27 protein-coding genes and 2 pseudogenes are annotated in these 24,195 nt (G+C 59.0%); 11 read left to right on the top strand and 18 right to left on the bottom strand.

Annotated features, from left to right (window positions below; genetic code table 11):
- The first annotated feature begins 220 nt into the window (after positions 1-220).
- Entirely contained in the window at positions 221-709 is a 489-nt protein-coding gene (locus tag QOM10_RS22405; protein WP_316916959.1) for a GNAT family N-acetyltransferase, read from the top strand.
- Between the two features lie 136 nt (positions 710-845).
- Here QOM10_RS22405 and QOM10_RS22400 read toward each other — a convergent pair whose 3' ends face one another.
- Both QOM10_RS22400 and QOM10_RS22395 read right to left on the bottom strand, forming a co-directional pair.
- The gene (locus QOM10_RS22400; RefSeq protein WP_160041527.1) at positions 846-1,451 is read right to left on the bottom strand and encodes a pyridoxamine 5'-phosphate oxidase family protein; all 606 of its coding nucleotides are present in this window, start codon (positions 1,449-1,451) and stop codon (positions 846-848) included.
- Positions 1,452-1,469: 18 nt separating this feature from the next.
- Entirely contained in the window at positions 1,470-1,955 is a 486-nt protein-coding gene (locus QOM10_RS22395) for a GNAT family N-acetyltransferase (protein ID WP_127929467.1), read from the bottom strand.
- Positions 1,956-2,095: 140 nt separating this feature from the next.
- Here QOM10_RS22395 and QOM10_RS22390 point away from each other — a divergent pair, with 140 nt between their 5' ends.
- From QOM10_RS22390 to QOM10_RS22380, 3 genes are read left to right on the top strand one after another with little or no spacing between them, the layout of a single operon-like run.
- Positions 2,096-2,521 carry a YybH family protein gene (locus QOM10_RS22390; protein WP_316916958.1) on the top strand — a complete coding sequence of 142 codons (426 nt, stop codon included), beginning with the start codon at positions 2,096-2,098 and terminating at the stop codon, positions 2,519-2,521.
- A gap of 40 nt (positions 2,522-2,561) precedes the next feature.
- Positions 2,562-2,906, top strand: a complete 345-nt coding sequence (locus QOM10_RS22385; RefSeq protein WP_077574226.1) for a YciI family protein — start codon at positions 2,562-2,564, stop codon at positions 2,904-2,906.
- Positions 2,899-4,140 (top strand): RNA polymerase sigma factor, encoded by a 1,242-nt coding sequence (locus tag QOM10_RS22380; RefSeq protein ID WP_316916957.1) that lies wholly within the window; start codon positions 2,899-2,901, stop codon positions 4,138-4,140. The genes QOM10_RS22385 and QOM10_RS22380 overlap by 8 nt, the downstream gene beginning before the upstream one ends.
- A gap of 295 nt (positions 4,141-4,435) precedes the next feature.
- Here QOM10_RS22380 and QOM10_RS22375 read toward each other — a convergent pair whose 3' ends face one another.
- Complete coding sequence (locus QOM10_RS22375) at positions 4,436-5,290, bottom strand: LysR family transcriptional regulator (protein ID WP_127929464.1); 855 nt, start codon at positions 5,288-5,290, stop codon at positions 4,436-4,438.
- Between the two features lie 89 nt (positions 5,291-5,379).
- On the opposite strand from QOM10_RS22375, the gene QOM10_RS22370 reads away from it, so the two are divergent.
- Positions 5,380-5,817: a multidrug/biocide efflux PACE transporter gene (locus QOM10_RS22370; RefSeq protein ID WP_127929463.1), complete on the top strand. Its 438-nt coding sequence runs from the start codon at positions 5,380-5,382 to the stop codon at positions 5,815-5,817.
- 117 nt (positions 5,818-5,934) lie between these two features.
- Here QOM10_RS22370 and QOM10_RS22365 read toward each other — a convergent pair whose 3' ends face one another.
- The gene (locus QOM10_RS22365; protein WP_316916956.1) at positions 5,935-6,693 is read right to left on the bottom strand and encodes an SDR family NAD(P)-dependent oxidoreductase; all 759 of its coding nucleotides are present in this window, start codon (positions 6,691-6,693) and stop codon (positions 5,935-5,937) included.
- Positions 6,694-6,814: 121 nt separating this feature from the next.
- Here QOM10_RS22365 and QOM10_RS22360 point away from each other — a divergent pair, with 121 nt between their 5' ends.
- Positions 6,815-7,711, top strand: a complete 897-nt coding sequence (locus QOM10_RS22360; RefSeq protein WP_127929461.1) for a LysR family transcriptional regulator — start codon at positions 6,815-6,817, stop codon at positions 7,709-7,711.
- Positions 7,712-7,835: 124 nt separating this feature from the next.
- Here the strand turns inward: QOM10_RS22360 and QOM10_RS22355 are convergent, their stop codons facing one another.
- Positions 7,836-9,449, bottom strand: a complete 1,614-nt coding sequence (locus QOM10_RS22355; protein WP_127929460.1) for an inorganic phosphate transporter — start codon at positions 9,447-9,449, stop codon at positions 7,836-7,838.
- A 224-nt stretch (positions 9,450-9,673) separates the two neighbouring features.
- Positions 9,674-10,696 (bottom strand): transporter, encoded by a 1,023-nt coding sequence (locus tag QOM10_RS22350; protein WP_077574218.1) that lies wholly within the window; start codon positions 10,694-10,696, stop codon positions 9,674-9,676.
- A gap of 277 nt (positions 10,697-10,973) precedes the next feature.
- Here QOM10_RS22350 and QOM10_RS22345 point away from each other — a divergent pair, with 277 nt between their 5' ends.
- Together QOM10_RS22345 and QOM10_RS22340 are read left to right on the top strand one after the other, a co-directional pair.
- Complete coding sequence (locus QOM10_RS22345) at positions 10,974-12,596, top strand: methyl-accepting chemotaxis protein (protein WP_316916955.1); 1,623 nt, start codon at positions 10,974-10,976, stop codon at positions 12,594-12,596.
- A 110-nt stretch (positions 12,597-12,706) separates the two neighbouring features.
- Positions 12,707-13,153: a hypothetical protein gene (locus QOM10_RS22340; RefSeq protein ID WP_316916954.1), complete on the top strand. Its 447-nt coding sequence runs from the start codon at positions 12,707-12,709 to the stop codon at positions 13,151-13,153.
- A gap of 389 nt (positions 13,154-13,542) precedes the next feature.
- On the opposite strand, the gene QOM10_RS22335 is transcribed toward QOM10_RS22340, so the two are convergent.
- Together QOM10_RS22335 and QOM10_RS22330 are read right to left on the bottom strand one after the other, a co-directional pair.
- Entirely contained in the window at positions 13,543-13,848 is a 306-nt protein-coding gene (locus QOM10_RS22335) for a PepSY domain-containing protein (protein ID WP_159812753.1), read from the bottom strand.
- A 162-nt stretch (positions 13,849-14,010) separates the two neighbouring features.
- The gene (locus QOM10_RS22330) at positions 14,011-15,138 is read right to left on the bottom strand and encodes a glycerophosphodiester phosphodiesterase (RefSeq protein WP_127929456.1); all 1,128 of its coding nucleotides are present in this window, start codon (positions 15,136-15,138) and stop codon (positions 14,011-14,013) included.
- Between the two features lie 221 nt (positions 15,139-15,359).
- On the opposite strand from QOM10_RS22330, the gene QOM10_RS22325 reads away from it, so the two are divergent.
- Entirely contained in the window at positions 15,360-15,686 is a 327-nt protein-coding gene (locus tag QOM10_RS22325) for a DUF2025 family protein (protein WP_108227136.1), read from the top strand.
- Between the two features lie 125 nt (positions 15,687-15,811).
- Here the strand turns inward: QOM10_RS22325 and QOM10_RS22320 are convergent, their stop codons facing one another.
- Both QOM10_RS22320 and QOM10_RS22315 read right to left on the bottom strand, forming a co-directional pair.
- Complete coding sequence (locus QOM10_RS22320; RefSeq protein ID WP_150750321.1) at positions 15,812-16,117, bottom strand: antibiotic biosynthesis monooxygenase family protein; 306 nt, start codon at positions 16,115-16,117, stop codon at positions 15,812-15,814.
- Positions 16,117-16,821, bottom strand: a complete 705-nt coding sequence (locus tag QOM10_RS22315) for a CTP synthase (protein ID WP_316916953.1) — start codon at positions 16,819-16,821, stop codon at positions 16,117-16,119. The genes QOM10_RS22320 and QOM10_RS22315 overlap by 1 nt, the downstream gene beginning before the upstream one ends.
- 15 nt (positions 16,822-16,836) lie before the next feature.
- Here QOM10_RS22315 and QOM10_RS22310 point away from each other — a divergent pair, with 15 nt between their 5' ends.
- The gene (locus QOM10_RS22310; RefSeq protein ID WP_316916952.1) at positions 16,837-17,778 is read left to right on the top strand and encodes a LysR family transcriptional regulator; all 942 of its coding nucleotides are present in this window, start codon (positions 16,837-16,839) and stop codon (positions 17,776-17,778) included.
- On the opposite strand, the gene QOM10_RS22305 is transcribed toward QOM10_RS22310, so the two are convergent.
- From QOM10_RS22305 to QOM10_RS22290, 5 genes and pseudogenes are all read right to left on the bottom strand, one after another.
- Positions 17,779-18,312: a DUF1003 domain-containing protein gene (locus tag QOM10_RS22305; RefSeq protein WP_150750318.1), complete on the bottom strand. Its 534-nt coding sequence runs from the start codon at positions 18,310-18,312 to the stop codon at positions 17,779-17,781.
- A gap of 159 nt (positions 18,313-18,471) precedes the next feature.
- A pseudogene (locus QOM10_RS31370) lies at positions 18,472-18,909 on the bottom strand (methyl-accepting chemotaxis protein); the annotation flags it as partial.
- A 108-nt stretch (positions 18,910-19,017) separates the two neighbouring features.
- Positions 19,018-19,701 (bottom strand): annotated as a pseudogene (locus tag QOM10_RS31365) (PAS domain-containing protein); the annotation flags it as partial.
- A gap of 281 nt (positions 19,702-19,982) precedes the next feature.
- Positions 19,983-21,050: a diguanylate cyclase gene (locus tag QOM10_RS22295; protein ID WP_316918395.1), complete on the bottom strand. Its 1,068-nt coding sequence runs from the start codon at positions 21,048-21,050 to the stop codon at positions 19,983-19,985.
- Between the two features lie 156 nt (positions 21,051-21,206).
- The gene (locus tag QOM10_RS22290) at positions 21,207-21,815 is read right to left on the bottom strand and encodes a TetR/AcrR family transcriptional regulator (protein ID WP_150750316.1); all 609 of its coding nucleotides are present in this window, start codon (positions 21,813-21,815) and stop codon (positions 21,207-21,209) included.
- A gap of 216 nt (positions 21,816-22,031) precedes the next feature.
- Between QOM10_RS22290 and QOM10_RS22285 the strand changes: the two genes are divergently transcribed.
- Complete coding sequence (locus QOM10_RS22285) at positions 22,032-23,087, top strand: MBL fold metallo-hydrolase (protein ID WP_150775216.1); 1,056 nt, start codon at positions 22,032-22,034, stop codon at positions 23,085-23,087.
- 11 nt (positions 23,088-23,098) lie between these two features.
- Here the strand turns inward: QOM10_RS22285 and QOM10_RS22280 are convergent, their stop codons facing one another.
- The 3 genes from QOM10_RS22280 to QOM10_RS22270 are packed head-to-tail and all read right to left on the bottom strand — an operon-like array spanning position 23,099 to position 24,134.
- Positions 23,099-23,419: a helix-turn-helix domain-containing protein gene (locus QOM10_RS22280; RefSeq protein WP_150775215.1), complete on the bottom strand. Its 321-nt coding sequence runs from the start codon at positions 23,417-23,419 to the stop codon at positions 23,099-23,101.
- Entirely contained in the window at positions 23,406-23,774 is a 369-nt protein-coding gene (locus QOM10_RS22275; protein WP_083368143.1) for a type II toxin-antitoxin system RelE/ParE family toxin, read from the bottom strand. The genes QOM10_RS22280 and QOM10_RS22275 overlap by 14 nt, the downstream gene beginning before the upstream one ends.
- A gap of 42 nt (positions 23,775-23,816) precedes the next feature.
- Positions 23,817-24,134: an XRE family transcriptional regulator gene (locus tag QOM10_RS22270; RefSeq protein WP_160041501.1), complete on the bottom strand. Its 318-nt coding sequence runs from the start codon at positions 24,132-24,134 to the stop codon at positions 23,817-23,819.
- Between the last annotated feature and the right edge of the window lie 61 nt (positions 24,135-24,195).

Genomic DNA, 24,195 nt, shown 5'->3' with positions numbered 1-24,195 from the left:
AGCCGAATGTACTGATGCCCAACACCATCAACAGGCCGATTTCAACGCTGCTCATAAGCGGTTTCCCCCAAGGGTAGTCAGAGACACACCTCAGAAATAGCCCGCCGCCTGCACGAAGAAAAGCGCTTATACGCAAGCTTTACGCCGTCCGTGCGGATCGATATGCAGGCCTTATTCCTTTATGCTTTCGGCACTTTCTTCTGCTGATTTCCGAGCCGCCATGAACACCGTCATACGCAACGTCACCGCCGCCGACCTGGACCGCTGCTACGCCATCGAAACCGTTGCCTACGAAGGTGACGAAGCGGCCACCCTCGAGAAGATCGCTACGCGCATTGCCACTTGGCCAGAGGGTTTTATCGTCGCCGAGGTAGATGGCGTGGTGGCGGGTTTCGTCAACTCCGGCGCGGCGTTTGATGTGCAGATGTCGGACGAGGCCTTCAAAGAGTTGATCGGCCACGACCCGAAAGGCCCGAACGTGGTGATCATGTCGGTGGTGGTGCACCCGGATTATCAGGGGCAGGGATTGGCCAAGTGCTTGATGGGCGAGTTCATCGAGCGCATGCGCGGGATGGATAAAGCGACGATTCACCTGATGTGCAAGGAAAAGCATATTCCGCTGTATGCCGGGTTTGGCTTTGCCTACATCAAACCGTCGGAGTCGGACCACGGCGGCATGGCGTGGCACGAGATGATCCTGACCCTCTAACCCAACACTGATACTGATCGTTCCCACGCTCCGCGTGGGAATGCCTCCTGTGACGCTCTGCGTCACGACTTTGGGACGCAGAGCGTCCCCGGCTGCATTCCCACGCAGAGCGTGGGAACGATCATTTACGGGAGTATCAGTAGAGGGTGTCACTTACTCTTTTCGGGGCTTCTCGGTCGTAGGTTTCGGCGTCGAATTCGCCATCGTTCAGGCGCTTGTGGAAGGCGCCCGCAGAGGGCAGGGCGGAGCGCGGCAGGTGGGTTTCCGGGTTCCATGCGTCGGAGCGGACGAAGGCTTTCGAGCAGTGAAAAAACGCCGCTTCCACCGTCACCAGCAACACCGTTTTCGCCGGTTTGCCATTCACCGCAAAGCTTTCCAGCAGTTGCGGATCTGCGCTGATCGTCGCCGTGCCGTTGACCCGCAATGTCTCGCCAATGCCCGGAATGATGAACAACAACGACACCCGCGAATCCTGCAGCACATTGCGCAGGGTATCGATGCGGTTGTTGCCCGGGCGATCCGGCAGGGCCAGGGTGCGCTCATCGATGATCCGCACAAACCCGGGCTTGTCCCCGCGCGGCGAATTATCGAGGCCATCGGCGCCCACCGAGCTGACGATGACCAGCGGCGAAACCCGCACCATCGCCTGATAATCCTCGTTGAGAAAACCGATCTGCTTGCGCACCGCCCGCTCGTGGGGCAGTCCGTAAATCGCTTCCAGCGCTTCGATTGAATCGATCATCGTGCATCCCTCGATGACTTAGAAAACCAGGCCCATGCGCCGTTCGTAACCGATCCGGCCCTTGTACGCTTCACCGCTGTCGACGTAGCCGTGTTTGGCGTACAGGGCGATGGCCGCGTCGTTATCCGCATCTACTGACAATTCCAGCCCCTTGATCTCCGGCCAAGCCTGACGCGCAACCTCGGGCAGCGCTTGCAGACAGGCCTTGCCGAAACCCTTGCCCTGCGCGCGGCGATCGACCTGCAACGCATGCAAGGTGGCGCTGTGCTCATTGGCCCAGGCGGGCAACACCGGCGGGCGCTTGAGCAGCAGAAACGCCACCGGCACGTCATCCGCCAACAGCGCGAAACCTTTCACGCCGGGGCCGGGTTTCGACAGCAGGGTGTGCAAGGCACCGTGGATATCGCCGGAGAACTTGATCTGCTCGGCATGGATTTCAATCGCCTCGACTTGCTGACGCTGCAAGGCGTTCAGGCTGTCGTACGGCACGAGTTGGGCTGACACGGGAATTTCCTTTTTCCTACAAGGTAAGTCGCGGATTCTAGCGATTTTGTCTTCTGTAGAATTTTTTTGTTTGCTCTGTCGATCTGCCCAATCGCCGAACGACTAAGGGTGTCTTCACAACAAAAACCACGGAGAACAGCATGAGCGCACAATCTGAAATCCAGACCCTGATCAACACCTACTGCGAAGCCGTCATGACCAAGGACGTGGAGAAAGTCATGGCGTTGTATGCCGATGACATCGTCTCCTTCGACGCGATCAAGGCCCTGCAATTCAAGGGCAAGCCCGCCTACCGCGCGCACTGGGTCGAGTGCATGGAAATGTGTCCAGGCCCGCACATTTTCGAATTCCACGAAATCGCCATCGAAAGCGCCGACAACATCGCCTTCGCCCACTGGGTAGCGAACTGCGGCGGCACCAACGACAAGGGCGAAACCCAGAGCTGCTGGATGCGCGTCACCGCCTGCTATCGGCAGGTCGGCGGGGCGTGGAAAATCGCACACGAACACTGGTCGGCGCCGTTCGATCCGATGAGCGGCGCGACCCTGTTCGATGTGACTCCCTGATCTTCAGCCATAGTTGAACCGTCCGATTCAGGAGAACGCCATGAAGTATCTATGCTTGGTCTACAGCGATGAGCGCCTGCTGCATTCGTCGCCCGACAGCCCGGAAGACGCCGAGTGCTGGGCCTACGCCGAGTCGATTCAGGGCAGCGGGCGGATGGTTGCCGCCGAAGCGCTGGAGTCGGTGCAGACCGCCACCACGGTGCGTATGCGCAACGGCAAACTGTCGATTACCGATGGCCCGTTTGCCGAAACCAAGGAGCAACTGGCCGGCTTCTACCTGATCGACGCCAAAGATCTCAACGAAGCGCTTCAGGTCGCCGGCAACATTCCGGCCGCGCGGGTTGGCAGCGTTGAAGTGCGGCCGGTGCGGCAGTTGAATGTCTGAAGTTCGGGCGCGGGTCGAGCAGGTCTATCGCGAAGACTCGCGGCGGATTCTGGCGACGCTGATTCGTCTGCTCGGTGATTTCGACCTCGCCGAAGAGGCCTTGCATGAGGCGTTCTTCGTCGCGGTCGAACGCTGGCAACGCGACGGCGTGCCCGACAACCCGCGCACTTGGCTGGTGTCCACCGGGCGCTTCAAGGCGATTGATGTGTTACGCCGCCGCGCACGGTTCAAGGCCTCGCAACCCTTGCTGTTGGCGCAACTGGAAGAACTGGAACAGGCAGACTGGAGTGGCGAAGACGTGGAAGACGATCGCCTGCGGCTGATCTTCACCTGCTGCCACCCGGCGCTGGCGGCGGATGCGCAAGTGCCGCTGACCTTGCGTGAAGTCTGCGACCTGACCACCGAGGAAATCGCCCGCGCCTTTCTCTCCGCGCCGGCGGCAATTGCCCAGCGCATCGTGCGCGCCAAAGCCAAGATCCGTGATGCGAAAATCCCTTATCAAGTACCGAGCCTGAGGGAATTGCCCGAACGCCTCGACAGTGTGTTGCGGGTGATTTATCTGGTGTTCAACGAGGGGTATTCGGCGTCGGGCGGGGCTGAATTGACGCGTGAGGATCTGACCCGTGAGGCGATCAGGCTGGGGCGGTTGTTGATGGAGTTGCTGCCAGAGCCGGAGGTGATGGGGCTGTTGGCGATGATGCTGTTGCACGAATCGCGACGCTCGGCGCGCACTTCGCCGAGTGGTGAGTTGGTGCTGCTGGATGACCAGGATCGATCTCAGTGGGATGCCGGGCTGATTGCTGAAGGTTGTGCGCTGGTTGAGCGTGCGCTGACCACGCGGCGGTTTGGACCGTATTGTTTGCAGGCGGCGATTGCGGCGGTGCATGCCGAGGCGCCGACGGCTGGGGAGACGGATTGGGAGCAGATCGTTGGTTTGTATGACGTGCTGTTGCGGGCGGTGCCTTCGCCGGTGATTGAGTTGAATCGGGCGGTGGCGGTGGCCAAGCGCGACGGGGCGTTGGCAGGGTTGAATCTGATTGAAGGGATTTTGGCGCGGGGCGAGTTGCAGGATTACCACTTGGCGCATTCGGCTCGGGCGGAGTTTTGTCGGCAGTTGGGCAGGGTGGAAGAGGCGAGGACGGCGTATTTGCGGGCGTTGGAGCTGACTCGACAAGAGCCGGAGCGGCGGTTTATTCAAGGGCGGCTCATTGTGCTGGAATTGCCCTCACCCTAGCCCTCTCCCAGAGGGAGAGGGGACTGATTGGGGATTGCTGTAGAACTACGCCGACCTGAAAGCTCAGTTGTGAATCCATAATCGACTCGGTCTTCCAGGTCGATGTCTGACGCAAGACACCTCGGTCGGCTCCCTCTCCCTCCGGGAGAGGGCTGGGGTGAGGGGCTTTTGAGCTCATATCCAATGAATCCACAATCGACTCGGTCTCTCAGGTCGATGTCTGACGCAAGACACCTCGGTCGACCCCCTCTCCTCCGGGAGAGGGCTGGGGTGAGGGTGGCTCGATCTTCAACCCTTATTCCAGCATCTTGCTCAACAACCAACTCCCCGCCGGCCCCGGCGGATACAGCCGCGACCACAACGCATCGACAAACACCGGTTTCGGCCAGCCGCGCACTTTCAACTCCACCAACAGATCATTGCCGAAGCGCTGCGCCAGCCAACGCGGCAACGGCGCCCAGCCAAAACCTTTTTCGGCCATTTCCAGCAGCATCAGATAACTCGGTGCCGACCACACCCGACCTTTGCCGCGACTGTCATACGGATTGACGATGGTCGCCAGACGCAATTCGCGGTGCTGCTCCAGCACATGCTGATCAATGTGATCAAGCTTCGCCAGCGGATGCTCACGACTGACGAACAAGGCAATTTCGGTGCGCTCGGCCACGGTCGAGGTGACCAGATCCGGCGGGTAGCTCTCTTGCATTTCGGCGAATGCCAGATGCGCACGACCACGCTGGACCAACTCGACGAGGTCATCGCATTCAGCGATCAGACATTCCAGTTCCAGATCCGGATAACGCTGCTCAAACCCCACCAACGCCGCTTCAAAACGGTCCGACTGATAGGTATCGGAAATCGCCACCGTCAGCTTCGGTTCGACGCCTTGGGACAACTGCCGCGCAGTCATTTCCATGCGACTGCTGGCCGCCAGAATCGCCTCGGCGCGTTGCAGCATCACATGCCCGGCGGGAGTCAGCGTCGGTTTGCGGCTGCTGCGATCGAACAACTGCAGATCCAGATCAATCTCCAGGCTGGCCACCGCCGCGCTGATGGTTGATTGACTGCGCCCGAGCTTGCGCGCCGCTGCCGAAAACGAACCTTGCGTGGCAGCCTGGACAAACGCCAACAGCACTTCTTGCGAGATCATCAACTATCGCCTTGATCGATGGTTATTGATTATGAAGTATCGGTTTTAGGATGGATCATGGCAACCATCTTCACTCAAGGACTCGGGCTATGACTGCCAATAAATCCATCACTGAACGTATTTTTCAGGCCATCGGTTTCGAACTGCTGGCGATTCTGATCTGCACCCCGTTGCTGGCGTGGATCATGCAAAAACCGATGCTTGAAATGGGCGCGGTGACGGTGTTGATTGCCATGCTCGCGTTGGGTTGGAACGTGGTGTTCAACCGCTTCTTCGATCGCCTGCTGGCGCGTATGAACGTTGCGCACAATGCCTGGGTACGGGTGGTGCACGCACTGCTGTTCGAGGGTGGTTTGATCGTGATGGGCGTGCCGTTGATTGCCTGGTGGCTGTCGGTCAGCCTGTGGCAGGCGTTTTTGCTCGACATCGGCGTGTTGCTGTTTTTCCTGCCGTACACCTACGTGTATCACTGGGGCTATGACGTAGTGCGTGAGCGCTTCATGACCCGCGACGCCTGCCAAGGCTAACACCACCCCGTGTAGGAGCTGCCGAAGGCTGCGATCTTTTGCTCTTGATTTTTAAGCGCAAGATCAAAAGATCGCAGCCTTCGGCAGCTCCCACAAGGGAAAGTATTTCAGCGTTAGTTAGAGGAACATACCGCCGGATGCCTCAACACGCTGGCCATTGATCCACTGTCCACCCGGCGACAGCAGCAGCGCCAACGCTCCGCCAATATCATCCGGCTGACCGGCTCGGCCCAGCGCGGTGTTGCTGGCGACCATCGCATTCAGCGCCGAGTTGTCGCGTACTGCGCCACCACCGAAGTCAGTTTCGATGGCGCCCGGAGCAAGAATGTTTACGCCAATCTGCCGCGCACCCAGCTCCTTGGCCTGATAACGGGTCAGCACTTCCATCGCGCCTTTCATCGCCGCATAAGCGCCGTAACCCGGCAAGCTGAAGCGGGTCAAGCCGCTGGAAATATTGATGATGCGTCCGCCGTCGTTAATCAGTGGCAGCAACTGCTGGGTCAGAAAGAACGGCCCTTTCAACTGGATGTTCATCAGCAGATCGAACTGCTCCGGCGTGGTTTCGGCGAACAGCGCGTGCACGCCAATGCCGGCATTGTTGATCAGGAAATCAAAGCGTTGTCGTTTGAAGGTTTCCTGCAACGCGTGCTCAACCTGCGCACCGAAACCGGCAAAACTCTCGCTGCGGCTGACATCCAGTTGCAGCATCACGGCTTTGCCGCCGAATTTTTCCAGTTCAAGCACCAGCGCCTGGGCTTCATCGGCGCGGCTGTTGTAGGTGCCGATGATGTCGATGCCTTGAGCAGCGAGGTGCAGCGCTGCGTTTTTGCCCAGGCCACGACTGGCGCCAGTGATCAATGCGATTTTGCGGTTCATGGAAGCTTCCTCGATTGCGGTGAGTGGTGATGGGACTCAGTTTATTTATCCGCCCTAAGGTGATAAACAGAACTAAGCCGGAATCACTGATCGGATTAGCCGAACAATCGACAGGTGCCTCATGAACAAGTTGGAACTGCTGCGCACCTTCGTGCGGGTCAGCGAACTGTCGAGTTTTACCCTCGCCGGGGAAAATCTCGGCCTGCCACGCTCCACCGTGTCGGAACATGTGCAGGCGCTGGAAGCGTTACTCGGCACGCGCCTGCTGCAACGCACCACACGCAAAGTACAGGCGACGCAGGACGGTCTGGTGCTGTACGAACGCAGCAAGGATCTGCTCTCGCACATGGATGAGATCGAAGGCTTGTTCCGCCAGGACGAGGCGTCGCTGACCGGGCGCATTCGTGTCGACCTGCCGAACATTCTCGCGCGGCGCCTGATCATGCCGCGCTTGCCGCAGTTCATGGATCGCCACCCGAATCTGGAACTGGAAATCAGCAGCACCGACCGCCGCGTCGACTTGCTCAGCGAAGGGTTCGATTGCGTGGTGCGGATTGGCGCGCAGCCGGATCAATCGGTGGTCGCGCGGCACCTCGGTGACTTCCCCATGGTCAATTGCGCCAGCCCCGCGTACCTCGAGCGCTACGGCGTGCCGGAGTCGCTGGAAGATCTCGCGCAGCATCGACTGGTGCATTACGTCGGCGTATTGGGTTCGCGTTCGGAAGGGTTCGTGTACGAGGAGGGCGGTCAGGTTAAACGCTTGCCGATGGCTGGCAGCATTACGGTCAACAGCACTGACGCTTACGAGGCGGCGTGCCTCGGCGGTTTTGGTCTGACGCAGGTACCGCGAACCGGCATGCAGCCGCATCTGGAAAACGGCGAACTGGTGACCGTGTTGCCGCAGTTCACTGCGCCGGCGATGGGGATTTCATTGTTGTATGCGCGGCAGCGGCATTTGCCCTTGCGAGTGCGGGTGTTCATGGATTGGCTGGGCGATCTGATCCGCTCGGCGCTCTAACCCTGAACACCGGTCAAAACTGTAGGAGTGAGCCTGCTCGCGATAGCGGTGTGTCAGTTTAATCAATGTTGACTGATACACCGCTATCGCGAGCAGGCTCACTCCTACAGGGGACTTTCTTCGGTCAGAAGATCTGGGTGAACAGCCAATAGAGGCTGCCTGACAACAGGATCGCCGCCGGTAGGGTCAGCACCCACGCCATCAGCAGATTACGGATGGTCTTCATCTGCAACCCGCCACCGTTGGCAACCATGGTTCCGGCTACACCGGATGACAACACATGCGTCGTCGAAACGGGCAAACCAAACATGTCCGCCGCGCCAATGGTCAACATCGCCACGGTTTCCGCTGAGGCACCTTGCGCATAGGTCAGGTGGGTCTTGCCGATCTTCTCGCCGACCGTCACCACAATCCGCTTCCAGCCAACCATGGTGCCCAACCCGAGCGCGATGGCCACGGCGATCTTCACCCACAGCGGAATAAACCGCGTGGCGTTGTCGATCTGTTGTTTGAACAGTTGCAGTTTGCTGCTGGTGTCGGCGTCGAAATTGCCGACCTTGTTCTTGTCCATCAGGCGAATGCTTTCGCTGGCCAGGTACATGTCGTTACGCACGTTGCCCATGGCTTCGGCCGGGACTTTCGCCAGCGAACCGTAGCCTTTGACTTCTTCACCGATGTGCCCGGTGAGGGCGGCGAGGGCGGGGATCAGTTGTGGCGTGGCGTCCTTGCTGCGCACGTAGTCGGAGAGCACCGCGCGCGGATCGGCCGGCGTCGGCAGCGGCGCACTTTTCACCAGCGCTTGCTGGGTGACTTGTGCCACAGCGGCGAACTGCAACGATTGTTCTTCTGGCATCGTGCGGTTCAAGGCATAGGCCATTGGCAGCGTACCGACCAGAATCAACATGATCAGGCCCATGCCTTTCTGGCCGTCGTTGGAGCCGTGGGCGAAGGACACGCCGGTGCAGGTCAGAATCAGCAAACCGCGAATCCACCACGGTGGCGGCGTGTTGCCTTCAGGTGCCTTGTACAGCGAACGATTCTTCACGAAGGCGCGCAGCGCCAGCAGCAACAGTGCCGCACAACCGAAACCCACCAACGGCGAGAGCAGCAACGCATAACCGATCTTGGTCGCCTGCGCCCAATCGACACCGCTGGTGCCGTCGCGGCCGTGCATCAAGGCATTGGCCACGCCGACACCGATGATCGAGCCGATCAGCGTGTGCGATGACGACGCCGGCAAACCCAGCCACCAGGTGCCGAGGTTCCACAGGATCGCCGCAATCAGCAGAGCAAAGATCATCGAAAAACCGGCTGACGAACCGACCTGCAGAATCAACTCCACCGGCAGCAAGGCGATGATGCCGAACGCCACTGCGCCGCTCGAAAGCAGCACGCCGAGAAAGTTGAAGAACCCCGACCAGACCACCGCCACGTTCGGCGGCAACGAGTGGGTGTAAATCACCGTCGCGACGGCGTTGGCGGTGTCGTGGAAACCGTTGACGAACTCGAAACCCAGGGCAATCAGCAACGCCACACCGAGCAGCAGAAACGGCGTCCAGGTGGTGACCACCGTGCCGAGTTCGTGCATGTCGTGCATCAGGCTGTAGGCGGTGAACAGCATCCCCATCGCCAGCACGGCGAAAAAGATCACGTAGGTAAACGGGCTGGTTTTCTTGTCGAGGGCTGGCCTGCCGCTGGCGGCGGACGCGGGGCTGGCGGTCAGGGAGGGAGTAGCCATGGCAGGACAATCCTGAGCGAGGGAAGGAATGTCGCCCATGATCGTTGCAGAATGTTACAGAGAGACTGCGCCATGTCAGTGTTTGGCTGATTAACCCAACCGTCGGTCTTCTGCTCGTTCCCACGCTCTGCGTGGGAATGACGCCCGGGACGCTCCGCGTCCCTGTGACGCAGAGCGTCACTTGATGCATTCCCACGCAGAGCGTGGGAACGAGCGTTCAGGCGTCAGTAATCTCCGCGCTTGCGAAACGCCCAACGCCCGGCAATCACGGTAAACGTCGCCACCAGTGCGACCAATATCCAGAACCCCTCCGGATCCTGCGACAACGGCACCCCGCCCACATTCATCCCGAAAAAACCGGCAATGATGTTGATCGGCAACGCGAGCACAGTCACCACCGTCAGAGTAAACAGCGTACGGTTGCTCTGCTCGTTGAGGTTGGCGGCGATCTCTTCCTGGAGCAGTTTGATCCGCTCACCGAGGGCCGTGAGGTCGTTGATGATCAGCGCAAACTCCTCGGTGGATTTGCGCAGCTCCTTGACGTCTTCCTTCTGCAACCATGGCGGCGGCCGATTAAGCAGACGCAGCAGCGAACCCGGCTCCAGCGCCAGCAGCCGTTGCAAACGCACCAGCACGCGCCGGTTGGCACCCAGTTCGGCGCGGTTGGTCGACAGTCGCGAGGAAAGCAATTCGTCCTCGACCTGATCAACACTCAGGCTGGTCTTGCGCACGATCTGCGTCAGCACTTCGCCTTGATCGCGCAGCAGATGCACAAGCAACTCCGAGGGCGAACGAAAGCGTTCGCCGGCCTTCACCGATGAGCGCAATTTGTCCACCGAGTGCAGCGGTTGCAAGCGCGCACTGACGATCAGTTTGCTGCGCACACAAACCCACAGCGTCGACACGTCCGAAGAGACCATGCTGCTGAGGTTGAACACCACATCGTTGACCACCGCCAGCAACGCCGAATCGACATGCTCGATACGCGTCGAACGCGAGCCTTCGTGCAGCGCCTCGAAAAACTCTTCGGGCAATTGCAGATGACTTTTCATCCAGCGTTCGCACGCCGCATGCGCAAGATTGAGGTGCAGCCAGAGGAATTCGCCCGTGTCGTTGTCGTCCTGCAAACAGCGCAACGCTGTCGCCGAGTCGACTTCGCGGCCCCGTTCGCCGGGCAGGAAACGAAAGCCGTAGAGCAGGCCAAACAGATCAGGATCGCGATGGCTGATATCGAGGCTGTGGTTCATGAAGGCTCGCTGCGAGGAGGGTGCGTCGGTCGCGCAAATGGCAGGTTCACTGAGCCGCATCATCGCAATGTCACATGACATTTATATGACAGCAAGGTGACGTCAAATCAGCGACTTACCGACGGTCGGATTTTCTTCAAGAAGCCCTCTGGCGCGCCGATCACAGGTGCGTTAGGTTGCGCGCCATTTGCCATGAGCCAAGGCTCGCCGACATGGATGTCCGGCAAAATTTCACGCCTTACCGGGCGTGCCTCATCCCTGTCTTGAGTATCTTGCGATGCTGCAAAAATCCCTGAGAGCGCAAATTCTCGCCTTGCTGAGCGGCAGCCTGCTGGCGGTGCTGTTGATTGCGCTGGCCTGTTTTCATTTCCTGTCCAACGGCGTGCAAAGCTACAGCCAATTGATCGCCGGTCCCCTGCACACCTCGCAACTGATCGACGAAGCCAACCTGCAATTCAAGGTGCAGGTGCAGGAGTGGAAAAACGTCCTGCTGCGCGGCAAGCAACCGGCGGATCTGGCCAAGTATTGGGGGCAGTTCGAAGATCGTCAGCGCGATGTGCAGAAGATCCTTGGTGAACTGGCCGGCCAGAAAGGCATAGAGCCCAGCCTGAAATCGCGCATTGAACGTTTGCGTGAAGAACACCGCCAGTTGGGTAGCGCTTATCAGAAGGGACGTGATGCCTACGTGGTTGCTGGTGGTGATCCGACGGTGGGTGACGCGGCGGTCAAAGGCGTTGACCGTGCCGCCAGTGATCAGATGAGCGAACTGGTCGCCGAGTTGCGCAAGCAAGGCACCGCGCAGTCGGCGCTGATCAGTGCCGAGGCTGATCGCACCGTATGGCTGGGGCTGCTGGTGATGCTCGCGTCGGGTCTGCTGATCGGTTTGTTGAGCCTGTGGCTGGTCAACCGCAACCTGGTCGAGCCGATTCGCAAACTCATCGATTACGTCACGCAGTTGAGCCGCGGCAGACTGGCTGAACGTGTGGTCAGCGACCGTCAGGATGAACTGGGCAACCTCGCCGCAGCCGCCAACACCTTGCGCGATTTCCTCGCCGAAACCTTCACTCGTCTGCAGCGCAGTGCCAGTGATCTGGACAGCGCCAGCGGCGAGTTGAACGCGATCGCCACGACCATGGCCGGCGGCACCAACGAGCAGTTCAACCGCACCGATCAGGTGGCCACGGCGATGAACGAAATGTCCGCCACCGCCCAAGAAGTGGCGCGTCACGCCGCTGATGCTGCGCGCGCGGCCGACGATGCCGACCAGTCCGCCCAACAGGGTGAAAAGGTCATGCAGAGCACTATCCATTCGATCACGCAGATGCGCGGCGAAATCGCCAACACCGCTACGGTGATCCGACGTCTGGAAGCTGACAGCGGCCGAATCGGTAAAGTACTGGAAGTGATTCGCGGCATCGCCGAGCAGACCAACCTGCTGGCGCTCAACGCTGCGATCGAAGCGGCGCGCGCCGGTGAGGCCGGGCGTGGTTTCGCCGTGGTTGCCGATGAAGTGCGCAACCTCGCGCAGCGCACGGCGGAGTCGATCATCGAGATCAACCAGATCATTCAGAGCGTGCAGACCGGTGCGGTGGACGCGGCGCAAGCCATCGACAGCGGCCAGACGCGCAGTGACGAAAGCGTTGAACAGGTGACCCAGGCCGGCGCGATGCTGGAGCGTATCACTCACGCGGTGGAGGCGATCCGCGACATGAACCGTCAGATCGCTACTGCTGCGGAAGAGCAGACCTCGGTGGCCGAAGACATCTCGCGCAATCTCACCGAGATCACTTCGATCGCCAGCACCAACCTCGACAACGTGCAACGCACCGAAAGTGCCAGCCAGAACCTGCATGGTCTGTCCGGGCAACTGAACGAAGTCACCGCGCGCCTGAGCGCCTGACGCGATTGACTGTGTACCGGTTCGGATACCGAGTCGGTACACAGTCGATCTCAATTACCTGCGGCCGTGGTCGATGACCGGTTATCTATAACCGGCATTGGAGCCTTTCCATGGTGAGCATCACTTCTGTTTCGATCAATCAGACCGTCACCACACCTTCGAGCAAAACCGCAATCAGCGATGTCGGTGACGATACCTCGACCACGGCAGCCGCCAGCACTGGCGCTACGGCCGATACCGGTAAAGTCGCCACCGGTGGTGGGGCCGCTCCGGCGGGTGACAGCAGCTCCAGCAGCAGCGAAGAATCGGACTCGGTGAAGGAACTGCGCAGGCAGATTGCCGAACTGCAGAAGCAATTGCAGGAAGAGCAACAGGCGTTGCAAGCGGCCCAGGCGAAGCAGGAAAATTCTGATGCGAAGGTCGCCGAGGTGGCTGCCGCCCAAGCGCAGATCACCGCCACTTCGGCCTCCCTGTCCACCGCCACAGCCTCATTGTTGCAGGCGTTGCAGGATTCCGACTCGAGCACCTCGGGTTCGCTGGTCAGCACCTCGGCGTGATGCCCTTTCCCCTCACCCTAGCCCTCTCCCGAGGGAGAGGGGACTGACCGTGGTGACTATTCGAGGTACGCCGACCTGAAATATCGAGTCGAACTCAGGTCTTGAATAGCCCCCGCGATCGGCTCCCTTTCCCCTCACCCCAGCCCTCTCCCAGAGGGAGAGGGGACTGACCGGGGTGATTATTTGAGTTGCGCCGACCTGAAATATCGAGTCGAACTCAGGTCTTGAAATAGCCCCCGATCGGCTCCCTTTCCCCCTCGCCCCCTTGGGGGAGAGGGCTGGGGTGAGGGGGAGAAAATCTCACTGACAACCCATCAACAAAGCCAAACACCAGACATGAAAAAAGCCGCACGATCTTTCAATCGTGCGGCTTTCGCTTGTGCGCGGTATCAGTGGTCTTGCTTGTTGCTCAGCACCTTGCCGGTGGTGGCGTCGAAGTCGACATCCCATTCAGTGCCATCGGCCAAACGCAGCTCAACTTCATACTCATAACCATTGAAGTGGTTATCCAGATCCGTGTCAGTAATAGTCGCACCCGGATGCAGTTTCAGCGCTTCGGCGTTCATCGACTCCAGCGACTTGATCTTGCCTTCCTTGACCAGTTGCGGAATCTGGTCAACGCGAACATCAGCCTGGGCCAGGCCAGCGGTAAGAGTCAGGGCAGCGGCAGTAAACAGGGCAGTCAAAGTTTTCATCGGTTCATTCCTTGGGGTGATTCGTTTAAGTGGCCTCAGGTTAACCAGCGCAACTTAACTCACCCTTAAAACCCCGCACCCAAACAAAACGGGTAAGCCACGCACCTGCACAGAACCTGTGGGAGCGTGGCTTGCCCGCGATGAAGGCGCCTCGATTTCAGATCAGAAGCCGTTGTTCTTCAACACCTGATCAACAGTGCCAGCCGCCGGGCGTTTGTAGAACTTCAACAGTTCGCTGGCGCGGTTGGTGAAGATGCCGTCGACACCTGCCGCCATGACTTTCTCGAAGTCCACCGGCTCGTCGACGGTGTAGACGTGCACCAGCAGGCCCTGATCGTGGGTGTACTGGTTCATCCACGGTTGCACCAGATCCGAATAGCTCTGGTCGCCGCCCTTGGTCAGCTTCGCCGAAGGGCCGGTGCCGATGGCACCCTGGGCCTTGGCGTAATCCACCCATTGTTTGAATTCGGCTTCGGACTTCGGTTCTTGTTTACCGTAGAAAACGTTTTTGTCCTTCTCGCCGGACTCGGCAAACGTCACCTTGGATTTCGGCTCGATGCTGCCTTCACCGACCCACAGCAGGAGGATTTTCGGCACTTGCGGCATTTCTTTTTGCAGCAGTTCGAGGCTGTTTTTCTCGAACGTCTGCAGGATCACCTTGCCTTTGCCCTGACCCACGCCCAGCGCACTTTTCGCCAGTTTCGAGCCGGCCGGGCTCAGCCAGCCGCGATCCTGCAGTTTCTCTTTCAGGTCTTTCTCGATCCCCGGAAACAGTTGCGGCTCTTTGGTCTCGATGTACAGGCCCGGCTTGTGCTGCGGATTGGCCTGCGCGATGTCGATGATTTCATCGAGGGTCAGAATCTTCAGCCCAGCGTAGGACGGGCGCGCGCGATCCGGGTACTTGGCGTTGAACCAGCTGCCGGCGTCGAGGGTTTTCAGTTCGGCCATGGTGAACGCGGTAGCCGAGGCGTCCTTGCGCTCCGGAAACTTGCTGGCGACGTCGGTGGTGCGTTGCAGGTTGTCGTCGTGCAGGGCGAACAGCACGCCGTCCTTGCTGCGCTGCAAGTCCATTTCCAGGTAATCGGCGCCCAGATCACGCGCCAGTTTGTAGGACGCCGCCGTGGATTCCGGCGCATCGAAGGACGCGCCACGGTGAGCGATCACCGCCGGGTGCGGGATGCCGTTGGCGGCAGCGACCGCATCGGGATCGCTGTGGCTGGCGGCGTGCGCCTGACCGAGGCCGAGCAGCAGGCTCAGGACCAGGGCGCTTTTGGTGAAAGTAGCGGGCATGTTCGAGTTCCTTTCGCAGGGCATTTTCAAAGACGTATCTTTTAGCAACTGAATCGATTGCGTGCTATCGCAGGACCGACATAAACGTATTAAAAGCGATTTTTCCTGCACTTTTGTGGCGCTGTTTGCAGTACGCTTGCCCACGGCAGACGCTCCGGCAGAGGGCGCGCCGCTCAGTTGCCCTGCGTGTAAACCATCGATCATCTTTCGTGAGGTTTACCATGCGCATCACCTCCCAACTCATCTGCCAGGCCGCCGACGATCTCAAGGGATTTGTCGGCCTCAATCGTAAAACCGGTCAGTACATCGTGCGCTTCAGCGAAGATTCGTTCGGTATGGACGTGGCCGATGACGGCATTATTCCTGTGAACGAATTCGTCTGGGCACCGGCGACAGCGCAGACCATGACGCTTAAACGCGAGTTGATTCAGTTGTTGCTGGATCAAAATATCGATGACCGGATCAACATCACCGAGCCGTTGCGGGTGTATATGAGCAAAGTTGAAGTGCCGGAGATTGTCGCGGTGCGCAGTCTGGTACGGGGCTGAAGTTTTTCTGTGAGGGTAAGGGCCTCTTCGCGAGCAGGCTCGCTCCCACATGGGAACCGTGGTGTTCACAAATCCCCTGTGGGAGCGAGCCTGCTCGCGAAAGCGGCCGTCAATACGCCGCCATTTTATTGCCCGAACCGATACTCACGCTCAACCCGGCACACCCGCGTGTGAAACGCCGAATACCACTGCAAACGCCCACGCTCCTGTATCAGCCGATGCTCGGGGTTCTGCCGCCACGCCAGAATCGCCGCTTCGCTCTGCCAATACGACACCGTAATCCCGACGCCATCCGCTCCTCGAACCGACTCCACCCCAAGAAACCCCGGCTGCTCACTGACCAACGCAGCCATGCGCTCAGCCGCCTCGGCATACCCATTGTCACCCTCGGTGCGAGTCGACGTAAAAATCACCGCAAAGCAGGCAGTCATCAACGTGCCTCCCCACAAGCTTCAACAAACGCGCGCACCAGCGGCGGCATCAACCCTTTGAGCGCCGCACGTTCCGGTTGAAACAACGTCGCGACAAAGAACCGGTGATCCTTGAGTTCGATCGCGCGTAAATCCCCTGACGAATCATGACCGACAGCATGTAGCCGATCGTTCAACAGTTGCTGTTCGAACAGCGGATTCACACCGAAGCGGCAGCGATAGCCTTCACGAATTTGCGACGTTTCGTACGCCTTGGCGATCAACGAGTCGGGCACTAGATCAATGCTGTCTACCGCTTCCACCAGCGAACAGGTCAACGGCGTGAGTACCGCGCGTTCAGCGTCGGGCGATGTTTCACCGTGTTCCGCATCCTCCCAGCCCAACACGTTGCGGGAAAACTCCAGCACCGCATGCTGAAAACCGCCGCAGGTGCCGAGGAAAGGGCGCTGCTGTTCGCGGGCAAAACGGATCGCCCGCAATGCGCCGGCTTCACTTTTGTAAGGACTGGCGGGGACGCACCAGAAACCGTCGAACCGCTCGAGCGGCGTATCGGCGTGGATCTGCTCGGTGGGCAACCATTCGAATTGCACGTTGCGGTTGAGGTGTTCGGCGACCAGCCCGAGGGCGACGGGAATGGCTTGGTGAGCGGTGACCTGCGGGTGGTAATCGCCAATCAGGGCGATACGGATGGCGCTGTTTTCCATGGAAGTTCCCTGCGCTTGTTGATTGATGGCCCTCACTATAGATTGGCGTTCACGCACTCAATATGGGCGTTTCCCCAAGTGATCAATGCAGCGACGCACTATCAGCTCGACTACCCCGATCTCGCCCTGATTCTGGCCTTGGTACGAGGCGGCTCTCTGGCCCGCGCTTCGCAGCTGTTGAAGGTCGACGTGTCGACGGTGTTTCGCGCCGTGCGCCGTCTCGAAGCCGCACTCGGTCAGCAACTGTTCGAAAAAAGCCGTGCCGGCTATTTACCGACAACTCTCGCGCAGACACTGGCCGAGCAAGCCGAGCGCGCCGAACAGGCACTGGAAGCTGCTCGCATTGGTGTAGACCAGGGTGGCGAAGTGGTCAGCGGCACAGTGCGCCTGACCTGCACCGACTCGGTGTTGCAAGGTTTGCTGCTCCCGGCGCTGGCGCAGTTCATGCCTAATTACCCGGCACTGAACATTGAGCTCAGCACCTCCAACGATTTCGCCAACCTCAGTCGGCGCGACGCCGACATTGCTCTGCGCCTGACGCGTACACCGCCGGAGCATCTGGTCGGACGGCAACTGGCGAAGATTTCCTACCGGATCTGTGCCAGTACTCGCTATCTGCAGAATGTCGATGCTTCGGATCTGACGACGTTGACCTGGATCGCCCCGGACGACTTTCTCCCCGATCATCCGACGATTGCCTGGCGTCGCCAACACCTGCCCGGCGTCACCCCGCGCTATCGCTGCAACAGCATGTTGTCGGTCACCGAACTGGTCCGCGCAGGCCTCGGCGTGGCGGCGTTACCGGACTTTCTGATCACCGGCGGTTTGCAGGCGTTAAGCGAGCCGCTGCACGGTTACGACACCGCGCTGTGGCTGCTGACCCGCCCGGATTGCCGGGCCTTGCGCTCGGTGGTGACACTGTTCGATGAATTGGGGCGGGCGCTACGTTTGCCGTGATCAGCGCTGCGGATTCTGGCGCATGTGATCGTGCAACTCGCTGGTCAGGCTGGCGATGCGTTCGGTGAGGTTTTTGGTCATCTCGGTGAGGCGGGTGTTCTGCTCCAGCAGCTCAAGCAACTGCGCGGTGTTTTTCGCGGCTTGGGCCTGACGCTCGGTATTGGCCTGTGCCAACGCTTCACGGTGTTGCGCGTCGGCATCGGCTTGCGCCTTGTCGCGGGCGGCCTGACGGGTTTGTGCGAGCAGAATCAGCGGTGCGGCGTAGGCCGATTGCAGGCTGAAAGCGAGGTTCAACAGGATGAACGGGTAAACGTCGAAGGTGGTCACGCCAAACACATTGAGGCAGACCCACAACAGCACAATCAGGGTTTGTGCGCCGAGAAACATCGGCGTGCCGAAGAACCGCGCAAACGCCTCGGCGCGCAGGGCGAACGTGTCGTTGCCGAAGGTGGTGTTGAGGTGGGCGTGGGGGCGGTGGAAGCGCAGGTGATCGACGGGAGCTGATTCCGTTGTTGCGGTTTTTTCAGTGGTCATGGTGCACTCGGCAGGGCGTGGGACGTGTAGTCACTATAGCCCTGCGTGGTGGCGACCGGCCCCTTCGCGAGCAGGCTCGCTCCCACATTGGAATGCATTTCCCTGTGGGAGCGAGCCTGCTCGCGAAGGCCGCGCCGCGGTCTACTGACTCTGCATCAATTACCCCGGCACCCGCTCATTGGCAAACATGCTCACCGCATCCACTGCCTCACTGGCACCATCGCGAATCTGCAAGATCACCGTCCCCGCCTGATTCGCCAACTCGACCCCTTCAGCCGCGCGACCCCGGGTGCCTTCCATGCTCTTGATCGCCTGGCGGGTTTCGCTCTGGATCAAACCGATCATGCTGGAAATTTCCGCCGTCGAGCCGCTGGTACGTGCCGCCAGTTGTCGCACTTCATCAGCGACCACAGCAAATCCGCGACCCTGTTCACCGGCGCGCGCTGCCTCAATCGCGGCATTCAGCGCCAACAAATTAGTCTGGTCGGCAATCGCGCGGATGGTGTTGACGATGGCGGTGATCTGCTCGGAGCGTTCACCCAGTTGCGCAATCAACGTTGAAGATTGGGCAATGTCCTCGGCGATTTCGCGCATTTCACTGGCGGCTTGCTGGATCACCTGAGTGCCTTGCTCGGCGACTTTTCGCGTCGCTACCGAGATGTGATACGCCGCGCTGGCACTGCGTGCGTCCTGCTCGTGTTGTTCGACTCGGGCGGTCACATCAGAAGCGAACTTCACCACTTTGCACAAGCGCCCAGCGGCGTCGTAAACCGGGTTGTAGTTGGCTTCGAGCCACACCGTTTGCCCACGTTTATCCACGCGTTCGAACTGCCCCTGGAAAAGCTCGCCCTGGTTCAAGCGCCGCCAGAAATCCTCATAGGCGCTGCTGTTGACCAGTGCAGGCGTGCAGAACAAACGGTGATGTTTGCCTTTCAGCTCGGCGAGGGTGTAACCCATGCGCGTCAGAAAATTCTGATTGGCCGTAAGAATGCTGCCGTCGAGGTTGAATTCGATGACCGCCATTGCCCGGTCAATCGCTTGCAACTTGGCATTGGCCTCGCTTTCCTGCTGCACCTTGGCGGTCACGTCCATGGCGTACTTGACCACTTTTACCACGCGCCCCGAGGCATCCTTGATCGGGTTGTAACTGGCTTCCAGCCAGATCGGCTGGCCCTTGCTATCGACCCGTTCAAATGTCCCGGACTGAAACTTGCCGTTTTTCAGGCGTGACCACAAATCCGTGTATTGAGCACTGCGGCCGAATTCCGGTGTGCAAAAACGCCGATGCGGTTGGCCGATCGCTTGTTCGGCGGTGTAACCCATGGTCTTGAGAAAGTTGTCATTGGCGCGCAGCACCACACCATCGAGGTCAAATTCGATCACCGCCATCGAGCGATTGATCGCGTCGAGCAGGCCGGCTTGTTCGGTGAGGGTGCGCTGAAGGTCATCGACGACGGCTTTGTGGCGATTGAAGAACATGCTCGCAGTACTCTGGAAGAAGGGGAAGATCGAGGATTCAGTCCCTATTTCCGCGCTGGCAGACCGAATGCGCGGACGGCATTCGGCGGTGACTGCTCAATGCCAGCATTCCTTAACTGGCAGATGGCTACTTATACAAAACTTCATAAAGTTGTACAAGAAACTAATTATTTGTAATTTTGTATAACTTTTCAGGCGCTGGCGTTGTCTGTAGCGGCACGGCTCAAGGCCACGCTGATAGTGTTGCGGCCCGTGTGTTTGGCGGTGTAGAGCGCTTTGTCGGCATCGTCCAGCCAGTCGAGGGCATCCTTGTACAAGGGCTGATACCGCGCCAGACCGATACTCAGACCCACTCGCAAGTCTGGCACCTGCGGATGACGGTACTGCTGCAATGCCTCGCGCAACTGCTCCATCAGCGCTTCGGCCTTGTTCAGCGGCCGTGTCGGCAGGATCACGCAGAACTCGTCACCGCCGTAACGCCCGGCCAACTCGTATTGATCGAGCAGGTGCTTGAGGTCGTGACTCAATTGCCGCAGCACCGCATCGCCGACGATGTGCCCGAAGCTATCGTTGATCTCCTTGAAATGGTCGATGTCGATCAACGCCAGCGTGGCTTGGCTGTTGTGTTGGCGGCACTGCTGAAATTTTAGGTGCAGAAGGTCTTTCCAGGCACCGTGGTTGAGCAGGCCGGTGAGGCTGTCGGTACGGCTGAGGGCGCTCAGTGCGCGTTTGTGTTGGGAGAGTTTGATCGCCAAGCGATAACAGACCATGCCCAGCGCCAGCGGATACAGGGTGAGCATCGGCAGGCAGGCCCAGACTTGCTCCTGTCTCATCGTCAGGCTGAATTGGACGCCAAAGATCATCCAGCCCAGCAATACGCCGGCGAGTTGGGCGAGGGCGCCGAACACGAACAACCGATAGCCACCGGCGGCGACGTTGTTCATGGTCATCATCGACAGGATGGTCACGGTGGTCAGCGGACTGAACTGAAAACTCGCCGCCCAGAATCCCCCGCACAGCGAGTCATACAACAGGTTGCGGCGTTCAGCCTGATACGGGAACGCCGAGCGAGTAGAAATCTGATAAGCCAGATGCGGCCAGGCGAAGCCGTTGAATAGCAAAAGCCCCCAGACCCAGCCGGGCATGTTCAGCGGATACAACGCAGCACCGACGCTGAAGAAACCGATCCCCAGACCGATGGCCCTGGGCAGGTAAATGCGTCGGGCGAATGACAAGCCTTTGCCGCGTTGGTTTTCCATGATGCCCTGCGCGAAATTCATCCTGAAATACTTTGCAGTATTTTCTCAGGCTAACCGTTCGTCGGTCGATTGTCGGACATTGTCATTTATTCCAACGGGAATAATCAGTGTCCTTCCGAGCCATTTAATCGGTGGCTCGCGCAGGAGAACGGCTATTTAGAGCTGATAGCAGGCCAGAAACATCTCCAGCGCCGATTCGGCGACGGTGTTCTGCATGTCGGCATCGAGAGCGGCGCGGCCCATCGACATCTGTGGCCAGAAGCCAAAGGTCTTGAGCAAACCTTGTACTTGATGGGCGGCGAATTCCGGGTCGACCGGTTTCAATCGGCCGTCGGCCTGCGCGGCGCGAATCCACACGGTCAGACCTTCTTCGCGCTCGCCCATGCGCTCGATCATGTTCTGCGCGCGCTCCGGCGAGTGGATGGTGGCGGCAATCGCCACCCGTGCCAGGGTCAGAAAATTCTCATCGGCCATCAACTGCACCTTGGCCTGCAGCATCTGCCGTAATTGCTCGCGCAATGGCTGATCGCGGTTGTAGGTCACCGATTGCTCGGCGCTGATTCGTGCCCACAACTGGTTGAGAATTTCCGCGAACAGTTCTTCTTTGCTGGGGAAATGGTTGTACACCGTGCGCTTCGACACACCGGCGGTGGCCGCGATTTTGTCCATGCTGGTGATCTCGAAACCGTGGGCACGGAATTCGGCAATCGCCGCCTGGATAATGGCTTCGCGTTTACGGTCGGTGAGGCGCTGTGGAGCTGTCATAAGTACGCTTCGGCAGAGGAAAAGGTGAAATTACACTTGGCAGTTTACTTGTCATCCGCTTTCATGCAACCTAGAAACTACACCGAGCAGTGTAATGTTGCGTTAATCCTCGCAATCTAAAAAACAGAAGTTCGGCCTATGCGTGCAGATTTGGCCATTTATCGTCCCACCGTGGAAAAACCGTGAATTGCGCGGTTTTTCTGGAGTCATTCAGTCATGGCCAATCCAGTTTCGATCCCGGATAACACATCCACGCCTGAAGCCTCGCGGCAGCATCAGGGGCTGTTTCGCAACCACGCACCTGTGCAACGCGAAGGCGTACGCAAAATGCTGCGGATCATGTGGAACATGATTTTCCACAAACCGCGCAACACCCGACCCGCCGCGCCGATTCCGGTGCAAGCGTTGACCCGGGAAGAACTGCTGGCAGCGCCCAATCACAGCGTCTATCGCCTCGGTCACTCGACCTTGTTGCTGAAGCTGCGCGACAAATTCTTCATCACCGACCCGGTCTTCGCCGAGCGCGCATCGCCAGTGCAGTGGGCCGGGCCGAAACGCTTCCACCAGCCGCCGATCAGCATCGACCAGTTGCCGCCGATCGAAGCGGTGATCCTGTCGCACAACCATTATGACCACCTCGATTATCAGGCCGTGCTCAGACTGGCTGCCAAGACCAACCTGTTCCTGACCCCGCTGGGCGTCGGCGATACCCTGATCAAATGGGGCATCGAAGCCAGCAAAGTCCGCCAGTACGACTGGTGGCAGGGCGCAGAGATTGCCGGCATCCGTTTCGTCGCCACACCGTCGCAGCACTTTTCCGGCCGTGGTCTGTTCGATGGCAACAGCTCACTGTGGGCGTCATGGGTAATGATCGACGGCGACACGCGGATCTTCTTCAGCGGCGACAGCGGCTACTTCGACGGCTTCAAACGCATCGGCGAACAATACGGCCCGTTCGACCTGACCCTGATGGAAACCGGCGCCTACAACGTCGAATGGCCACACGTACACATGCAGCCCGAAGAAACCCTGCAAGCGCACATTGACCTCAAGGGCCGATGGCTCTTCCCGATCCACAACGGCACCTTCGACCTGGCCATGCACGCTTGGCACGAACCGTTTGACCGGATTCTGGCTCTGGCGTGGGAACGCAGTATTTCCATTACCACGCCGCAGATGGGCGAGGCGTTTAACATCGCTCAACCGCAACGCGGGGAGGCGTGGTGGTTGGCGGTTGAAGGGGAGGGTGAGGCGGTGGTGCAGAGCGCTTAATGAGTTTCAGGTTAAGCAAACACCACTTCAATTCGGCCTTCTTTCCGTGATCGGGGGGCCGATTTCACTACGATCTGCACGTCTCGCCCAAGATGTGAAAGACATTCCATCATTTTGGCTTCACTGATTCCTCGAAATTTTCCCCGCAGCATTTCGGAAAGTTTCGGCTGGGATAATCCAAGGATTTCAGACGCCTGAATCTGAGTGAGATGGCGAGCCTTGATGATCTCGCCGATCTTCGCCGCGAGCTGCGACTTAACCTGCATTTCACTAGCATTGGGCAGTTCGAGGTCTTCGTAGACGTTCCCGCTACCTTTTTCAATTTCTATCATTTTCTGATCCTTTCGCGTGATCCTGAGCGGCTCGAAGACGGTTTCGTATCAGATCAATGTCGGACTGAGCCGTTTTGATTCCGGTAGTCGACTTCTTTTGAAAGCAGTGCAATACATAAATGGCACTGCCGAAACGAACCGTGTAAATGGCGCGGTAGGTGTTGGTATCGAAGTCTTCGATCAGCTCTAGCACACCTGCGCCTCCAAACCCTTTCAGGGGTTTTGCATCCGGATGCTTCAAGCCACTCTGGGCCAAATCCAGTGCATAACCAAAAACATCCTGTACGTCTGTGGGCATCTGCTTGAGATCTTTCTTGCTACTGCAGACCCACAAGAGCGGCTTCCTTGCACTCATGCGAAAATATACCTATTTAGGAATAAAGATCAACTCGTTCTCTCAATCAGCCATCGCAAAATCCCCACGCCCCATCGCTTCCGACGACACGCCCTGAACACTCGCACTACGCCCCGGTGCAAACCCGGGAAAGAACACCAGCCCCTGCGCCTCGAACCGGTAAGCCAGCGCCAGTCGCGCCGCATCCGCTACGTCCTGCTGCGCTTCAAACCGTTGAATGTCTTCAACCGAAACCTCAGCCTCCCGCGATAGCTGTTCCGCGCTCCAGCCCAGCATCGCTCGGGCCTGGACGCAGTGCGTCGGGGTGAACTGGAAAAGGGCAATGCGTTCGAGGATGTGGTTCATCGCAAGAGAGGCCATGGTGTGCTCCGGGCTCAAGAGTGCTGATTGAAAATGTACTGTGTTTTTGTACAGTTGTTTT

The sequence above is a fragment of the Pseudomonas sp. P108 genome, from assembly GCF_032613195.1.
Lineage (GTDB): Bacteria > Pseudomonadota > Gammaproteobacteria > Pseudomonadales > Pseudomonadaceae > Aquipseudomonas.
Note: the sequence above shows the minus strand (reverse complement) of the source record. Positions and strands in the feature narration are given on the sequence as shown.

What these genes read in the sequence shown, in the direction of transcription:
- QOM10_RS22385 (WP_077574226.1), top strand. Translation starts at nt 2,562, where the DNA reads ATGAAGTATCTATGCTTGGTCTACAGCGATGAGCGCCTGCTGCATTCG.
- QOM10_RS22270 (WP_160041501.1), bottom strand. Translation starts at nt 24,134, where the DNA reads ATGGCCTCTCTTGCGATGAACCACATCCTCGAACGCATTGCCCTTTTC.
- QOM10_RS22400 (WP_160041527.1), bottom strand. Translation starts at nt 1,451, where the DNA reads ATGATCGATTCAATCGAAGCGCTGGAAGCGATTTACGGACTGCCCCAC.
- QOM10_RS22325 (WP_108227136.1), top strand. Translation starts at nt 15,360, where the DNA reads ATGCGCATCACCTCCCAACTCATCTGCCAGGCCGCCGACGATCTCAAG.
- QOM10_RS22320 (WP_150750321.1), bottom strand. Translation starts at nt 16,117, where the DNA reads ATGACTGCCTGCTTTGCGGTGATTTTTACGTCGACTCGCACCGAGGGT.
- QOM10_RS22285 (WP_150775216.1), top strand. Translation starts at nt 22,032, where the DNA reads ATGGCCAATCCAGTTTCGATCCCGGATAACACATCCACGCCTGAAGCC.
- QOM10_RS22350 (WP_077574218.1), bottom strand. Translation starts at nt 10,696, where the DNA reads ATGAACCACAGCCTCGATATCAGCCATCGCGATCCTGATCTGTTTGGC.
- QOM10_RS22295 (WP_316918395.1), bottom strand. Translation starts at nt 21,050, where the DNA reads ATGGAAAACCAACGCGGCAAAGGCTTGTCATTCGCCCGACGCATTTAC.
- QOM10_RS22405 (WP_316916959.1), top strand. Translation starts at nt 221, where the DNA reads ATGAACACCGTCATACGCAACGTCACCGCCGCCGACCTGGACCGCTGC.
- QOM10_RS22290 (WP_150750316.1), bottom strand. Translation starts at nt 21,815, where the DNA reads ATGACAGCTCCACAGCGCCTCACCGACCGTAAACGCGAAGCCATTATC.
- QOM10_RS22375 (WP_127929464.1), bottom strand. Translation starts at nt 5,290, where the DNA reads ATGATCTCGCAAGAAGTGCTGTTGGCGTTTGTCCAGGCTGCCACGCAA.
- QOM10_RS22315 (WP_316916953.1), bottom strand. Translation starts at nt 16,821, where the DNA reads ATGGAAAACAGCGCCATCCGTATCGCCCTGATTGGCGATTACCACCCG.
- QOM10_RS22365 (WP_316916956.1), bottom strand. Translation starts at nt 6,693, where the DNA reads ATGAACCGCAAAATCGCATTGATCACTGGCGCCAGTCGTGGCCTGGGC.
- QOM10_RS22380 (WP_316916957.1), top strand. Translation starts at nt 2,899, where the DNA reads ATGTCTGAAGTTCGGGCGCGGGTCGAGCAGGTCTATCGCGAAGACTCG.
- QOM10_RS22280 (WP_150775215.1), bottom strand. Translation starts at nt 23,419, where the DNA reads ATGATAGAAATTGAAAAAGGTAGCGGGAACGTCTACGAAGACCTCGAA.
- QOM10_RS22360 (WP_127929461.1), top strand. Translation starts at nt 6,815, where the DNA reads ATGAACAAGTTGGAACTGCTGCGCACCTTCGTGCGGGTCAGCGAACTG.
- QOM10_RS22330 (WP_127929456.1), bottom strand. Translation starts at nt 15,138, where the DNA reads ATGCCCGCTACTTTCACCAAAAGCGCCCTGGTCCTGAGCCTGCTGCTC.
- QOM10_RS22390 (WP_316916958.1), top strand. Translation starts at nt 2,096, where the DNA reads ATGAGCGCACAATCTGAAATCCAGACCCTGATCAACACCTACTGCGAA.
- QOM10_RS22305 (WP_150750318.1), bottom strand. Translation starts at nt 18,312, where the DNA reads ATGACCACTGAAAAAACCGCAACAACGGAATCAGCTCCCGTCGATCAC.
- QOM10_RS22345 (WP_316916955.1), top strand. Translation starts at nt 10,974, where the DNA reads ATGCTGCAAAAATCCCTGAGAGCGCAAATTCTCGCCTTGCTGAGCGGC.
- QOM10_RS22335 (WP_159812753.1), bottom strand. Translation starts at nt 13,848, where the DNA reads ATGAAAACTTTGACTGCCCTGTTTACTGCCGCTGCCCTGACTCTTACC.
- QOM10_RS22355 (WP_127929460.1), bottom strand. Translation starts at nt 9,449, where the DNA reads ATGGCTACTCCCTCCCTGACCGCCAGCCCCGCGTCCGCCGCCAGCGGC.
- QOM10_RS22340 (WP_316916954.1), top strand. Translation starts at nt 12,707, where the DNA reads ATGGTGAGCATCACTTCTGTTTCGATCAATCAGACCGTCACCACACCT.
- QOM10_RS22275 (WP_083368143.1), bottom strand. Translation starts at nt 23,774, where the DNA reads ATGAGTGCAAGGAAGCCGCTCTTGTGGGTCTGCAGTAGCAAGAAAGAT.
- QOM10_RS22370 (WP_127929463.1), top strand. Translation starts at nt 5,380, where the DNA reads ATGACTGCCAATAAATCCATCACTGAACGTATTTTTCAGGCCATCGGT.